This window comes from Polyangium sorediatum, from assembly GCF_029946465.1.
Taxonomy (GTDB): Bacteria; Myxococcota_A; Polyangia; order Polyangiales; family Polyangiaceae; genus Polyangium; species Polyangium fumosum.
Genome location: NZ_JARZHI010000005.1, coordinates 294,965 through 308,675, shown reverse-complemented (window position 1 = coordinate 308,675; position 13,711 = coordinate 294,965). Strand labels below are relative to the sequence as shown.

Here is a 13,711-nt window from a genome sequence, read left to right as displayed (position 1 = left end):
GATCTCTACCTCGCGCCGCGCGCCCCTGCACCCGTCTCGTTGACCGAGGGGAGTTCGGGAACGACCGTCAGGGCCTCCGGGGGAGTGCGCGGGAGGATGTCCAGAGCGACGCGCCTCGGGAAAACTTGGCGAAAGGAACGTGCTTTCGGGGAAAACGCGCTATTCTCCCCCCTGCGGCCGGCCGCCGCGGGTCACGAAGGCACTCGAGCCGGGGAGGACACGATGTTCTTGAGCTCGTTCGAGGAGAGGGTGGCGATGGGGTTTCGTGCCGCACGAGGAGCGCTCCTCGTCGGAGCGCTCTCCGCGCTCGGGTGCGGGGGCGGCCCGCACTACGTCCGCGCCGCGGCGCCGTTGCCTCCCGACCCGGCGGAGGTCGTCGAGACCGCGTCCGAGCCCACGGCCATCTACATCATCGTGAACCAGCCCGAGGGCGCCCCGGCGCCCGAGATCGTCCACCAGGACGAGGGCTGGGTCCCGAGCGAGTTCCCCGCGGAAAACCCGTTCCAGCGCGCGCGCACCTGGGTCGGCGACTATGACTGCACGCAGGGCAACACGGGCCTCGCGCTCCGCATCGTCGACGTCCGCGGCCGCGTCGTGCGTGCGGTCTTCGACTTCCAGCACGCCCCCTCGGGCGCGGCCGGCTCGTACCTCATCTCCGGCACGTACGAGCCCGAGACCCGCCGCGTGCGCTTCGATCCGAGCCGCTGGATCGTGCAGCCCGAGCACTACATCATGGTCAGCATGGAGGGCGAAATCGCCACCGACAACTCCCTCTTCGCCGGCAAGATCACGTTCCCGGGCTGCGGCGCGTTCCACCTCAAGCCCACGCGGTAACGAAGCGAAGAAAAGCGAGCGCGTCGGGCCCACCCTGCCCAAAGCGAGCCCGACGCGCTCCGTTGGTCCTTACCGCAGGAACGCGACGAACGCGTCCGGCCCCTTGCCGCTCGTCAGGTCACCGGCGCCGAGGTTCATCGTCCCCTCGAACATCCCGGTCAACACGACGTGCCCGTCGGGCGTCATCGCGAGATCGCCGAGCCGCTCGTGATCCTTGCCGCCGAGCCGCTCCTGACGCTCGATGCGCCCTTGTGGGTTCATCCAGGCCACGAACATGTCCTCCTCGCCGGCGCTCGTGAGCTTCTGCCCGCCGAGATCAACCGTGCCCTGGAAATGGCCACCCAGGACGAGGCCACCGCCCTTCACCGGCGTCGCGAAGACCTGCCCGAGCCGCTCCACCGGGAACACGTCCGCGCGTAGCACCTTGCCTGCGCTGTCGATCTGCACGACCCCGAGGCCCTCGGCCGAGCCGCCTTGCGGGGCGAGCGTCTTGCCGAGGAAATCGATCGACCCTGCCACGCTGCCGACGAGGAACGTACCGTTCTCGCCCGCCTGCATGCTGAACCCGAAGAAGCCGGTCTTGTTCGGCGCGCCCTGCGACCACAGCACCTTGCCCGACGAATCGAGGGCGACGAGCATTTCGCCGTCCGCCACGCCGGTGTCCGGAAGCGCGCCTGTGCCCAGGTTCGGCGCGCCCTCGTAATACCCGGACACGAGGATCTGGCCCTTCGCGTCGATCGCGAGCGAGCCATCGGCCTCGGTCCCGGCCCCGCCGAGCGATTTCGCCCAGGTGACCTTGCCCGTAGAATCGAGCCGCGCGACGAACACGTCCGAGTTTCCGGCGCTCGTCAGGGTTTGTCCGCCGATATCGATTGTCCCGTCGAACGAGCCGGACCAGTACACGCTCCCGTCGGAGGCGAGCACGACCTCGCCGCCGTTTTGCATCATCGCGTCGCCGACGCGCAGCGCATACCGGAGCTCGCCGTTCGGACCGAGCGAGGCCACGAAGGCGTCACCGCCGCCGAGATCGGCGAGCGGCCCGCCGCCGAAATCGATGTTCCCATCGGCGAGACCCGAAATCACGACGCCGCCTTGTGGATCGACGGCCACCCCCACGGGCACGTGCCGGCCCGAATCGCCGAAGCGCCGCGCGCGCTTGATTTTCCCATCTTGCCCGAGCCATGCCACGAAGATGTCGCTCTTCGTCTTGGCTTGAAGGGCCCCTGCGTCGCCGAATTGCACGGATCCTTCCATCGTCCCGACCAAGACGATCTCGCCCGTCTTGGACGCGCCGACGAACCATCCTGCCTGCCTGCCGTCGGCGCCGAGCGCGTTCGCCCACATCGCGGGACCCGAGGCCGCTGGCCCCGTCGAGGACTCGACACGGGATTCGTCGTTCTTGCTACAAGCCCCGAGACCGAGCAGAAGCCCCACGCCGAGCGCCACGCCCGCCATCCGTCGTCGTTGCATGCATCCTCCCTTTTTCATTCGCCGAACACGCAAGCGTCACGCGTTCAGCGCCCCACGGAAGTAACGCAGAATACAACGACCGGCAGGGGGGAGCACGCGGGAAGGCGCTCGAAACACGCGCATGCCCGAGGCGAAACGCCGTCCCGTCAGCGACGCGCCGATTCCGTCGATCTATTCGCCGCGCGCGGCGCGCTCATAGAGCTGAGCGGCCGCGCGCAGATCACCGATGCGTTCGTAGAGCTGCGCCGCGCGGGCGAGGCTCCCGGCGGCGAGCGCGCGCGTGGCTTGCTCGCGCAGCCGCCCCACGTCGACCTCGCCGTCCTGCACGTCGAATTCAATCGGCAGCTTTCGGGCCGCCGCGCGCGCCTCGTCCGCGCGCGCCCGCCGTTCGATCTCCGCGAGTTTTTGGGTGGCTTCGCCAAACGGCTCGGGGTGCATGGGCGGCGGCTCCGCGATCCACGCCGCCCAGGCCGGCGCGAGTGAATCGATCCGGAACACGAACGACCCGCCGCGCGTCACGACCACGAGCTCGCCCTCCTTTGGCCCGAAGGCCCGGCGCCGCGCCTCCGGTGGCATGGCCGGGAAAAACCCGAGCCCCTGCTCGATGTAAATCGCCCCCGGGCCGATCCGCGAAAGCGACACGCCAAACGGCACACGCGACGCCGTCTCGTCCGCCGCAAGGAGCAGGTGCCGCTCTCCTCCGAACGCAAGGACCACCGAATCCCCCGCCGGCAGCCGCAAAAGCCATTGCCGCGCCCATGCGAACTCGTCGGCGTCGAGGAGCACGGCGTCGATCCGCGCCGCGCGCCCGTCGTGCACGAGCTCCACCTGGATCGGGGCTGGCAACCGCGCCGCCGTCGCTTCCATTTCGATCGGCGCCGCCGCGTGATCCGGCAGGGTCACGAGCGAACCGCCGGAGACCATTTCACCGAGCAGACGCAGACGCGCGTGCCCCACGTCCACGGCGCCGAGCACCCATACCTCGTCCCGCCCCAAAAACGCCGCGAAAAACGGCGCCCACGCAGGCGCGTCACACCGCGCATCCACGAAGAGCCGCGCGTCTCCGCCGGCCGCATACGCGACCACGACGCCCGGCAGATCCGCGAGCCGCGCGATCCACGACGCCGGCACCACGCCTTTCGGCGCGTGCACGCGCATCCACACGACCCCCGTGCCCTCCTCCGCGTCAAGGAGCCCCCGCTGCTCCGCCGGCGCGAGCGAGACCACGAGCCCGAGCGCGAGACAACGCCCCACGACCCAGCGCGCGAGCTCCGGCGGCACCACGGCCACGACCTCGCTCCGCGCACGCGCGCGCTCGGCGCGCAGCGACGTCGATTCGAGGAGCGAAGGCAATGGCGCCGCGCTCCACGACGTCCGCTCCAGCCGCTCCACGTCGCGCCCCGTGACCAGCACCGTACGCGATGACCCTTGCGGCAAAAGGATCCGCGGCGGCATGGGTTTTCCATCAGGCAACATCGCGACCCACGCCCGTGGCTCGCCCAGGGTCGGCTCCTCCCCTGCGCCCGCGACGAGCCCCGTGAATGCGCGCCCGCCGGCGAGACGCGCGAGCATCGCTGCTTTCTCGGGCGGCGCGGCGGCCTCGACCCAGACTCTTCCTTGTGGACCTACCCGACAAACCGCCCGCGCCGCGAGCCGCGCCCCGCCGAGCGCCCCGAGAAAGGCGAGGGCTTCACCGGCACCGGAAAACATGGCCCCGCAGAGGTTTGCCTCAAGCAACGCCATGGCCTGCCCTGCCGGCGCCTGGACAAACTCCGCGACAGCCTTGGTTTGCGGAGGTGGAACCGCAGCCGGCGGTGGCGGCGGCGGTGGCGGCGGCGGTGGCGGCGGCGGTGGCGGCGGCTCTTCCTTCGCCGCCGCCTCGTCCGATCGCGCCACGTCCCCTGCGCGCCCAAAGAGCTTCTGCCAGAACGTCGGGGGTTTGCCGTCGCTCATCCGGCGCCCGCCTCCTCATCCCGCGCGTGCAGCGAGAAGGGCGGCGGCACCACCTCTCCGAACACCCGGGACGACCAGCGCTCCCATAACGCGTCCGCCTCGACCCCGCGCGGCGCAGCGGCGAGCGCGAGCGCCGACAGATCCGGCCGCCGCATCGATTCCCCGATCAGCACCGCCCATTCCGTCACGCACCGATACCCCGACGCCGGGGATACCTTCGCGAGATCCGGAAACACCTCGCGCAGCTTCTTCGCCGCCGCCGCGTGATCCCCGCGCGCCACGTCACAACGCGCGCGCACGAGCGTCATCGACACCGTCTCGGCCACATCGCGCATGGGCGCCGCGTCGATCACCTTCTCCGCCTCGGCCACGAGCCCCATCTCGTGCACGAGCGTCCAGGCCCGCCGCATCGGAAGCTCCGCCCGCGAAAGGCAACGCCCGGCCGGCTCCCATTTCCCCGCCACGTGAAAGCAGCGCGCCGCGTCCACCCATTGCTCGGCGCGCTGGTAGGCCTCTGCCGCCTCGACAAACCGCCCCTTTCGCTCGTGCAGCACCCCGAGGCTCCCCCACGCCTCCGCCGCCTCGAAACACCGGAGCGCCTCGTCCTCGTCCCCGCTCGACAGCCAGCATCGCCCGGCCGACGCCCAGAACTCCCGCGGCGACGTCATTCGACCTCCGGCACGAGCGGCCCGCCCTCCGCCTCCTCGGCGTGCGCCTCGCGCGCGCCCCCGGCCTCACGCAGAGGCGCGCCCTCCGGCGCCACCTCCCGCAGCCGCGGAAAGGCCGCGACAAACCGCCCCACCTCGGCGGCGATGCGGTCGTGCTCGGCCTCGGGCAGGTGGCGATCCTGATCGTCCACCAGAAACTCCTCGACCTCCCCCGTCACCTTGTTGAATCGAAATCGCACGAGCGTCGGCATGGCGCGCCTCCTACCTCGGCAGTTCGAACTCGATTTCGAGCACGTCGCCGTCCTCGTGCACCGAAATGCCCTGCGCCCCCCGGTGCCGCGCCATGGCGAGCAAGGCGTCCCGGTATGCCCGCGCGAGCAGCGCGTGAAAGGCCCGCCGCGCCTCCGCAAAGACCCGATCCGCGCGCCCCTCCACTTGCCGCTGGAGCTCCGCTCGCCGCTCCGCCGCGCGCGCCTCGAAATCGGCCTCCGCCGCGCGCGCCGCCTGCGCTTCGACCTCCGCGCGCACGGCCGCCTCCGCGTCGCTCGCCGCCTGCGTGACCCGCGCCCGCGCCGCCGCATCCAGCGCGACCTGCGCCGCCGCCCGCGCCTCCACGTCCGCCGCCGCCCGCGTCCTGCCGTTGTATCCGTCGTCGTAATAGGCCCCCGTCCCGCGCGCCGAGAGTTCCGCCTCCACGCGCCCCGACAAACGCCTCTCCGCCTCGCCCCGACCGACCACCTCTTCGCTTTGCGTCGCCACGATCGTCAAGCTCCGATCGTCCGGCGAATACAGCGCATATCCCCCGTCGATGGCGTATCGATATCCCTCCGGCACCTCTCGCCACGCGAGATCCCCCGCGTCGAGCGCTCGCTCCAAGGCGGCCAGGGCCGGCGCGCCGAGCGACGCCGCGAGGGATTGCCGGATCCGCACCTCGCCGTGCACCGTCCCCGTCCGCGACGCCACGCGGCGCACCTCACGCTCCCACGCCTCCACGATGGCGCGTGTCGCCGTCACCTCCACCCGACGCGGATTGCACATCACGCCTCCTCGAGCCGCCCGAGCACGCGGCGCACGACGACCTCGATTCGCTCCCGGAGCTCCCGCCCGTCCGGGTGATCCAGAATCACCTCGCGTCGCAGGCGATTGAGCGCCATCAAATGCGCAGAAATCGCCGTCTCCCCGCGCAGGCTCCCCTCGCGCTCCTCCAGCGTCTCCAGATCCGCGAGGATATGCCTTTGCCCTCGCGCCCGCGGCGCCTTCGCGCCCCCGGCCTCCGTGATCCGCGCCTCCACCACGCGCCGCAGGATCGGCGCGTCCGAAGGCCGCGACCACACGTGCTTGATGGGCCACAGATCCTCGACCGCCGCCTGCTCCCGCCCCGCGACGAGCGCCGCGCCTGCGACGAGCCGCAGCCCCTTCACGATCCGCCGATCCGAAAGCTCCAGCCCCTCGGCCCGTGTATCCCGCAAAATCTGCTCGTACAGCGGCCGCACCTCCGAGAGCTTCACCTCGGCGAGATGATATTGCAGCGCCCGCACCGCCGATTCCTTCAACATCGGCACCACAGCGGTCCCCTCCCCGCGCTCGCTCCTCTTCGCCGCGTCGAGCCGCTCCACTTCCAGGTCCCAGCCTCGATCGAGCAATTCGCCGAGCCCCTCGTCCGGCGCCGGCGGGGCCAGCACCCGCAGCGCGAATCGATCGGCGAACGCCTTCAGCGTCGGATCGTCCGGCAGCTCGTTCGAGGCCCCGACGAGCGACATCAGCGGCACCCGCTGCCGGACCGGGCCATTGTGGAACACCCGCTCGTTCACCAGCGTGAGCAGCGTATTCAGGATCGCGCTCCCGCCCTGGAACACCTCGTCGAGGAACGCGATCGTCGCCGAAGGCAACATCCCCTCCGTGCGTACATGATATCGTCCCTCTTGAAAGGCCGGCAGATCCAGCGGACCGAAGATCTCGGCCGGCTCCGTGAACCGCGTGAGCAGGTAATGGAACCGCGGCGCGTCGATCTGCTCGGCGAATCGCGTCAAGAGATCACTCTTCGCCGTGCCCGGCGGCCCGAGCAAGAGCACGTGCTCCTGACAAACCGCGCCGAGCACGAGGATATCCACCGCCTCGTCCCGCAGGAAAAACTGCCGCTTCAGCTCCTTCGCGAGCCGCGACAGCCGGTCCACCGTCCGAAGGGTCGCCTCCGGATAACTCACGTCGATCCTCCTCCGGACGTCCCATGCCCGCCGGGGCCATTCCCCGACGCAAGCGTGAACAAGGCCCCCGACGGCCGCCGCGGCCCGGGCCCCGACGGCGCCCGCGCGGCGACCGCCACGATCGGCGCGGCCCCTTCGAGCCTTTGCTCGTCGGCCGCCGCGCGAATCCTCCCGACCAGAAATCCGAGCCGCTCCGCTGTCGGCTCGATCGGTGGTGTCTCGCAAAACAGCCCCACGCACGCGTCGCGGAAGATCGACCGGATCTGATCCCCGTTCATCCCGTGCGTCGCCTCCGCGATCACGTCGAGCAGCGCGGGGCTCGCCTCGATCTGAAAATGCTTCGCGTGCACCTCGGCGATACGCCGCCGCGCCGCCTCGTCGGGCAAACCAATGGCGATCGGCTGAAACCGGCTCGGCCGGAGCAACGCCTCGTCGATGAGGTTCAGCCGGTTCGTCGTGCCAATCACCAGCATCGGCACGTCGGGCCGAAACCCATCCATCTCCGTCAAGATCTGCGCGACGAGCGCATTTCCCGCGCGGCTCCCGCCGTCGTCGCGCCCGCTGCGCTTGGCCGCGATCGAATCGAACTCGTCGAACACCACCACGCTCGGCGCGTTCCGGCGCGCCTCGGCGAAAATCGCGCGGAGCTTCCGCTCGCTCTCGCCCACGTACATGTCCGTGACCTCCGGCCCGGACACGACGCGGATCGTCGCGTTCATCTGGTTCGCGATCGCCTTCGCGAACAGCGTCTTGCCCGTCCCTGGTGGCCCGTGGAACAAGAATCCCCGCGGGATGAGCTCGCGCCGGAGCTTGTCGTCCGGGAGCTGGAACACCCCGGCGAGCAGCTTGATCGCCCGCGCGAGCAGCGCCTTTTCGTCTTCATACCCCCCGATGTCGGCCATCGAGACGTCTGGAATGACGAAATCCTCGGACGTCTGCGCCTTGAACATCCGGATCGACTCGTAGAGCCGGGCGACCCGCGAGGGGTTGTCCGGGCCATGCCCGCGCCGCGCCTCGATCTGGACAGCGTAGGCCATCGCGTCGCGCAGCCGGATCGGATTGAGCCCCGCGACCTGCTTGAAGAACTCCGCCGGCGTGTAATCAGCGAACATCGCCCTTTCTTTGTGGGTCACGAGCGCCACCCCCACCGGGGCCCGCCGCCCCTCCCAAGGCACCTCCCGCGGCAGCCCCGAGAGCGAAATCCGCACGGAAAACCGCGCCGCCACCACCTCCGGCACCACGAGCGACCGATCCACGAACGCGAGCAGCGGCCGATCCGGCGCCTCGTACAAAAGCTCCGTGATCTCCCGTGCCTCGCTCGACATCCCGCGCTCGGTCGCCGCCACGAGCAGATCGAGGTGCGGCAGCACGAGCACCTGCCCCTCTTTCAGCCCGAAGATCAGCTCCCGCAGCCGCGCAATCTGCATCTGCCGCAAGCCCCGCGGCACAATCCCCGCCTCGGCGTCCTCGGGCGGCAGCTCCAGCACCACCCGATCAAGCCGCGCCGCCGCCACGATCCGCGGCCAGAGGTGCCGCACGACGAGTTTGTCGCAAATGACCATGGCCGACAAACCGGCCCGCAGGAACGACGCGACCTGCTCGATCTCGTCGCCATACGCGATCTCCACGGCTTGCGCCTCCGAGATCGCCTGCGGATGTCCCTCCGGCGCGGGCGGCGGTTTTGCCGCGGCTGCGGGCGCCTTCGGCGCAACGACCGGCACCGGCGCCTGCGGCGCGGGGTGCGCCGTCGCTGTCGGCAGCCGAAGCCCCGGCGGCCAGAACACCGGCGTCCGCTCGGAGATCGTCACCACCTTGATCCGCAGCTCCGACACGCGCCGATCGAGCACCTCGGCGAGCGGCTCCAGCGACACCGCCGGCCACGCTTCGAGCAACACGCGCAGCGTTTGTTCCTGCGCATTGAACAGCGCATCCTGAAACGCCTCGGCATCCCCGAGCGGCGCGAGCGAGACGAGCGGCCGGCTCATGCATCCTCTCCGGCGAGGCGCGCGCCGAGCTGGAACAGCCGCGTCCCCTCGAGCATCCCTTCGAGATCGAGCCCGTGCCGCGTTCGCAAGAGCTCCGCGTGCGCCCGACGGATCCGCCAGAGCGGCCCATAAAACGCAGCCACTGCGAGCGCGTCCTCGATCTTCGCCTCCGGGTCCCCCCGCCCGAGGATCACCGCCCGCGCCGCCGTGATCTCCTCGATCACGCGCTCGCGATGAAACACGAGCGCCGCCTCGTACACCTCGATCACCAGATCGAGCAAGCTCGTTTCCCCCGTGCGCAGCCGCTCCATCGCCGCCGCGCGGAACCGCCGCACCTCGCGCGAAGCGCCCGGCCGCGCGAACGTTTTTACCACCAACCTTCTCCCGTCCGCATGCCGGGTGATCGCGGCGATCGTCGCGATCGTCTCGTCCTCCCCGCCGGGCGCGGGCCTACCGAGCGCGGCCGTGAGCGGCGACCGTGCGCGCAGCATGTCCGCGAAATCCGCGTCGATCGACGTCGCGAGCGCGCGCGAGCATATCGCATCCCGCAGCACGAGATCCCACGCCCCCGAGAGCTCCGGACAGGCCTCCGCGAGCGCCTCCGCCACGCCCTTCGTCTCCACGAGCCCCACGGCCGCGGCGAGCACCACACCTCCGGGCCCGAGCGGCCTTCCGTCGCCGAGCGGCGGCGCGCGCAGGCCGAGCTTCGCCGCGTGGATCGCGGCGAGCGCCGCCGCCGCATCTCGCAAGCGCTGCGGCGGCGCGAGCAGCGAGGGATACCCCATCTCTCCTTGGGGCATTTTCCGCGGCCGCGCCCCGCCGGGCGCGCTCGCCCACGCGATCACCTCCGCCGCGATCGCCGTGGCTGCCGAGGTCCGGCCCGCGGGTTGTCTCGACGCACCCCGTTCGAGCTCCGTCACGCGAGCACCTCCACGGCACACGGCACCAAGAAGTCGCCCTGCCGCACGAAAAACGAGACCTCGCGCCCCTCGGGATCCCGCGCCGGATCCACGCAGACGAGCGCCGCGACCTGCCAGGGCCGCCGGAACGTGGAGAAGTGCAGATCCCGATCGACCACGGAGAGCCCCCGATCCTCCGGCCCTGCGACGAGGTGCGTGTGAAACCAGCCGAGGATCGAGGCCCCATCGCGCTTCGCCTCGGCATGCCGCCGCATCGAGGCGAACGACTCCGGCGAAAACACGAGCGCGTCCGGCGCCTCCTCCGTGTGCTCGGCCCGGATCACCTCCGTCACCACGACGAGCCACCGCGAAGGCGCATCCGCGTCCCGGAGCACCTCACCGAACAGAAACCCGCCTTCCTCCACCTCGCGCGAAAATCCCCATGAAACGCCGAGCGAATCGCGCACGTGTTCCCGGACGAACACGTCGACCGGCCCGCCTTCGCGCGCCGCCCCGGGCCACGCGCGGGCGCGCGGACCAAGCGCGCTCTTCGTTCGGAGGGGCAGCGGCGGCGCCTCGATCGGGGACACGCCGAACGCCTTTTTCGCCCGGATCATGCCGAGAGCCGCTCGATCCTCACGCTGCGCGCGCGCCGCGCCGCCCCGCCTTCGAGCTCGCTCCACGAGCGCCCGCCGATCGCCGTGATCGCGTCCTGCCCCTCGGGCGAGGCGGCCCAGGCGTGGGCCTCGGGGTTGTAAACCTCGCGCAGCTCGTAGTTCCGGTACGACGCCATGTCGACGAGCATCTGACAAACCGTACCGAAATGCAGCCCCGGCCGGTAGCTCTCCGCGAGCACGCCCAGACAAACGAGCCCCGTCTTCGCGTCCACGTTCGGGTGAAACACCTCGCGCTGGAAATACGCCTCCGGCGCCTTCACCGGGAAATCGGGCGGCATCACCAGGAGCACCTCGTGCGCCTCGACCCGCCGCGGTGGTGATCCCGGGGCAAACCCCGGCGCGCGAAAGCGTACGAGGTACTCCGTCGGCACGTCGAGCGCGTTCGCCTGCACCTCGAAGCCCTGGTGCGTCCCGGCAAACTCGAGGATCTGGTTCTTCACCATCGCCAGGCTCTCGGTCAGCAGAAACGGATTCACGCTGCCCGCGCGGCGCTCCGGATGGATTTCCAGGAGATCGAAGGGCCGCACGCCCGCGTCGTGTAGCGTCTGCTGCGAGAAGAGCCGCCGCGCCCCGCGCTCCCCGGGCCGCCGTAGATCCACGACGGGCAGCGCCTTTTCGCCTTTGCCCATGGGCCAGAACGCCTCCTCGTAGGCCCCGAGGATCGCCTGCGCCACGTCCACGAGCCGCGTCGAGGCCCGCACGTGATCGAGCACGAACCGCTGCCCGTCCGGCCCCTCGGCTTGCAGCGGATCGAGGAAATAATCGCGGAACGCGTGGCTCTCGCGCGCGACCTCCACGCGCATCGAGGGCTCGATCGACGCGCGGAGCGACCGCACGATCGTCTCCGCCTCCTCCTCGCTCGCGCCTTCGAACGACACGCAGAGGCCTCCTTCCTCGCGGCTCACGAGATCGAGCGCCGCCCTTCGCCCGAGCGAGGCCGCGACGCCGCGCGACGCCTTCACGATCGCCAGGATCTGCTCGTCCCCGAGACCCTCCTGCAGCACGATCGAAATGGGCAGCGCACGCGCGCCCGATTCGCGCGCAAAGCCCACCTCACGCCCCTTGCCACGCTTGCCGGGAAAGAGCCGCGACGCTTCGGCGAGCAGCGCCGAGACCCCCGCGCGCCCGCCGCCTTGCTCCACGATTTCGGCGACCTTCTGGAAATAGTCGTGCGCCGGGCCCTCGAACCGCGGCAGGCGCGCGCCTTCGAGGCCCGGCACGCCTGCGAGGATCGCGCCTCCGAGCAGCGTGAGCGCGTCCTCGCGTGTCTCTGCCACGCGCCCGAGCTCGCCCACCGCCTCCGCCGTGTCCAGAAGAAGTCCCGCGTTCGACATCAGGAAAGCTCCACGTACGTGATTCCGACTCGACCGAGCACCGCGAGGATCTCGCGCGGCGCCACCCCCAGATCCGACAACACCGCCCCCTCGGGCGCGCTCTCGAAGAGGAGCGTCGTCCGCGCTCGCATCAACGTACCACAACGCGGACAGCCTCGGGTGCACGGCATGCCCCACGCCTCCTCGGCGTGATCCCCGCGCGGACATTCGAGCCTCTGCAAGAGCGGGCTCCACGCGAGCGGTCGCGCCCCCGGCCCGAGCGCCGCGCGAAGCGCCCCCACAGTCGCATCACTCCCGAGCGGAATTCGCGTCGCTTCCCCGATCGGCGCATGCAGCGGGCAATCCGGCGCGCGCTGCATCCGGAGCGGCTCGGCCGCACCGCGCAGCACGTCGATCACGACCGCGTCGGTCGCCGCCGCCTCGCCCATGATCACCCGCGCCGCGAGCGCGCTCGCCCACGCGCCCACGAGGCCCGCGACAGGCGCGCTCGACCCGAGCTCCGCAGGCCTGCGCGGATCCATGCAGCTCCACGGCACGTCGCTCTTCGCGCGCTCCTCGGGCGAGAGCGCGCACGCGTAACACGGCCCGTCCGGATCCAGAAACGGCCGCACCTCCCCGCCCCACGCCGATGTCGCCGCGTCGATCCACCGCGCGCGCACGAGCCCCGCGCGCCCCGCGAGTGACATCCGCGCTGCGCGGCTATCGAGACACCCCACGACGAGCGACGCATCCCGCATCTCCGCGAGCCCCACACCCGAGACGAGCGCCGCTTGCCGCGCCACCACGACCGTCTCCGGCGCGAGCGCGGCGAGCGTATCCTTCGCTGCCAGCACCTTCGGCCGCCCCACGTCCGCGGGCCGAAACAGCGGCGCGCGGCTCAGGTTCGAGGCCGCGACTTCGTCGGGATCACAAAGCACGAGCTTTCCCACGCCCGCGAGCGCGAGCGCTTGCGCGACCACGTTCCCGAGCGCGCCCACGCCCGCGATCACCACCGTCGCCGCGGCGAGCCGATCCTGCCGAAACCCCAGCACGAGCGCGTGCCGCGCGAACCGCTCGGACAAACCGCTCACGTGAGCTTCCGCGAGGTCACGGGGCAATGCTGCCCGATCTTGCTCTTCTGCCACTCATCGAAGCAATACATCGTCCGGATCGCGTCGCGGTGCACGGCCCCGCGGCAGAGCGGCGCCTCGGGGCTGCACGGACAAACCACGACCTCATCGAACGGCCGGAGCGTGTGCCCGCAGATCACGCACGAAGGCCGCCGCCCCGCGCCCCCCGGCGCCGCGAGCCGCGGATCCCCCGGCAAGAGCCGCACGAGCGGGAGCCCCTCGGGCGGCGGATGCGCGGACGCGACCCCCGCGTAAAACGCCTCGCGCTCCCGCGACGACGCCGACGCCGAAATCGTCTCCTCGTCCGGACAAACCTCCCCGTGACGCACCTCGTCCCTCGCCGCCCCCGCGGGCTCCACGGCATCGCCGCGCCGGAACGTGTGCCCGCAGTGCGCGCAGGGTTTTCCCAGCCACGGCGAGCGGATCGTGGTCCGCGTCCCCCCACCTGCCGCGGGCTCTTTGCGCGTCGGATCCCGCCCCTTCCCGAGGCCCCGATCGAACGCCTCGCGGAGGGCTGCTTCCTTGGTGTCCCGCTTCGCCATCTGCAAAGAACCTTAGCAAATCCCCTCGGATTCGGA

The 13,711-nt window shown here is 71.0% G+C and carries 13 protein-coding genes; 1 reads left to right on the top strand and 12 read right to left on the bottom strand.

From position 1 onward, the window contains the following. The first annotated feature begins 222 nt into the window (after window positions 1–222). Window positions 223–834, top strand: a complete 612-nt coding sequence (locus QHF89_RS09120; protein WP_136970960.1) for a hypothetical protein — start codon at window positions 223–225, stop codon at window positions 832–834. Window positions 835–903: 69 nt separating this feature from the next. On the opposite strand, the gene QHF89_RS09115 is transcribed toward QHF89_RS09120, so the two are convergent. From QHF89_RS09115 to QHF89_RS09060, 12 genes are all read right to left on the bottom strand, one after another. Further along, complete coding sequence (locus tag QHF89_RS09115; protein WP_136970959.1) at window positions 904–2,304, bottom strand: hypothetical protein; 1,401 nt, start codon at window positions 2,302–2,304, stop codon at window positions 904–906. Window positions 2,305–2,475: 171 nt separating this feature from the next. After that, a complete protein-coding gene (locus tag QHF89_RS09110) occupies window positions 2,476–4,257 on the bottom strand; it encodes a hypothetical protein (RefSeq protein ID WP_284720267.1) in 1,782 nt (593 codons plus the stop codon). Next, window positions 4,254–4,925 (bottom strand): tetratricopeptide repeat protein, encoded by a 672-nt coding sequence (locus QHF89_RS09105; protein ID WP_136931978.1) that lies wholly within the window; start codon window positions 4,923–4,925, stop codon window positions 4,254–4,256. Before QHF89_RS09105 ends, QHF89_RS09110 begins: the two co-directional genes overlap by 4 nt. Continuing rightward, the gene (locus tag QHF89_RS09100; RefSeq protein ID WP_136970958.1) at window positions 4,922–5,176 is read right to left on the bottom strand and encodes a hypothetical protein; all 255 of its coding nucleotides are present in this window, start codon (window positions 5,174–5,176) and stop codon (window positions 4,922–4,924) included. Before QHF89_RS09100 ends, QHF89_RS09105 begins: the two co-directional genes overlap by 4 nt. A 10-nt stretch (window positions 5,177–5,186) precedes the next feature. Continuing rightward, a complete protein-coding gene (locus tag QHF89_RS09095; protein WP_284720266.1) occupies window positions 5,187–5,963 on the bottom strand; it encodes a hypothetical protein in 777 nt (258 codons plus the stop codon). After that, complete coding sequence (locus tag QHF89_RS09090) at window positions 5,963–7,129, bottom strand: AAA family ATPase (RefSeq protein WP_136970957.1); 1,167 nt, start codon at window positions 7,127–7,129, stop codon at window positions 5,963–5,965. The genes QHF89_RS09095 and QHF89_RS09090 overlap by 1 nt, the downstream gene beginning before the upstream one ends. After that, on the bottom strand, window positions 7,126–9,114 hold the full coding sequence (locus tag QHF89_RS09085) for an AAA family ATPase (RefSeq protein WP_136970956.1): 1,989 nt from the start codon (window positions 9,112–9,114) through the stop codon (window positions 7,126–7,128). The genes QHF89_RS09090 and QHF89_RS09085 overlap by 4 nt, the downstream gene beginning before the upstream one ends. Continuing rightward, window positions 9,111–10,034, bottom strand: coding sequence for a hypothetical protein (locus QHF89_RS09080; RefSeq protein ID WP_136970955.1), 924 nt, complete (start codon window positions 10,032–10,034; stop codon window positions 9,111–9,113). The genes QHF89_RS09085 and QHF89_RS09080 overlap by 4 nt, the downstream gene beginning before the upstream one ends. After that, a complete protein-coding gene (locus QHF89_RS09075) occupies window positions 10,031–10,630 on the bottom strand; it encodes an MPN domain-containing protein (protein ID WP_136970954.1) in 600 nt (199 codons plus the stop codon). The genes QHF89_RS09080 and QHF89_RS09075 overlap by 4 nt, the downstream gene beginning before the upstream one ends. Next, entirely contained in the window at window positions 10,627–12,024 is a 1,398-nt protein-coding gene (locus QHF89_RS09070) for a ubiquitin-conjugating enzyme E2 (RefSeq protein ID WP_284720265.1), read from the bottom strand. The genes QHF89_RS09075 and QHF89_RS09070 overlap by 4 nt, the downstream gene beginning before the upstream one ends. Next, entirely contained in the window at window positions 12,024–13,094 is a 1,071-nt protein-coding gene (locus tag QHF89_RS09065; RefSeq protein WP_284720264.1) for a HesA/MoeB/ThiF family protein, read from the bottom strand. Before QHF89_RS09065 ends, QHF89_RS09070 begins: the two co-directional genes overlap by 1 nt. After that, the gene (locus QHF89_RS09060) at window positions 13,091–13,675 is read right to left on the bottom strand and encodes a hypothetical protein (protein WP_136970951.1); all 585 of its coding nucleotides are present in this window, start codon (window positions 13,673–13,675) and stop codon (window positions 13,091–13,093) included. The genes QHF89_RS09065 and QHF89_RS09060 overlap by 4 nt, the downstream gene beginning before the upstream one ends. Between the last annotated feature and the right edge of the window lie 36 nt (window positions 13,676–13,711).

Bases quoted from the DNA above. Each gene is read 5' to 3' on its own strand.
- QHF89_RS09120 (WP_136970960.1), top strand. From the start codon at position 223: ATGTTCTTGAGCTCGTTCGAGGAGAGGGTGGCGATGGGGTTTCGTGCC.
- QHF89_RS09115 (WP_136970959.1), bottom strand. From the start codon at position 2,304: ATGCAACGACGACGGATGGCGGGCGTGGCGCTCGGCGTGGGGCTTCTG.
- QHF89_RS09110 (WP_284720267.1), bottom strand. From the start codon at position 4,257: ATGAGCGACGGCAAACCCCCGACGTTCTGGCAGAAGCTCTTTGGGCGC.
- QHF89_RS09105 (WP_136931978.1), bottom strand. From the start codon at position 4,925: ATGACGTCGCCGCGGGAGTTCTGGGCGTCGGCCGGGCGATGCTGGCTG.
- QHF89_RS09100 (WP_136970958.1), bottom strand. From the start codon at position 5,176: ATGCCGACGCTCGTGCGATTTCGATTCAACAAGGTGACGGGGGAGGTC.
- QHF89_RS09095 (WP_284720266.1), bottom strand. From the start codon at position 5,963: ATGTGCAATCCGCGTCGGGTGGAGGTGACGGCGACACGCGCCATCGTG.
- QHF89_RS09085 (WP_136970956.1), bottom strand. From the start codon at position 9,114: ATGAGCCGGCCGCTCGTCTCGCTCGCGCCGCTCGGGGATGCCGAGGCG.
- QHF89_RS09075 (WP_136970954.1), bottom strand. From the start codon at position 10,630: ATGATCCGGGCGAAAAAGGCGTTCGGCGTGTCCCCGATCGAGGCGCCG.
- QHF89_RS09070 (WP_284720265.1), bottom strand. From the start codon at position 12,024: ATGTCGAACGCGGGACTTCTTCTGGACACGGCGGAGGCGGTGGGCGAG.
- QHF89_RS09060 (WP_136970951.1), bottom strand. From the start codon at position 13,675: ATGGCGAAGCGGGACACCAAGGAAGCAGCCCTCCGCGAGGCGTTCGAT.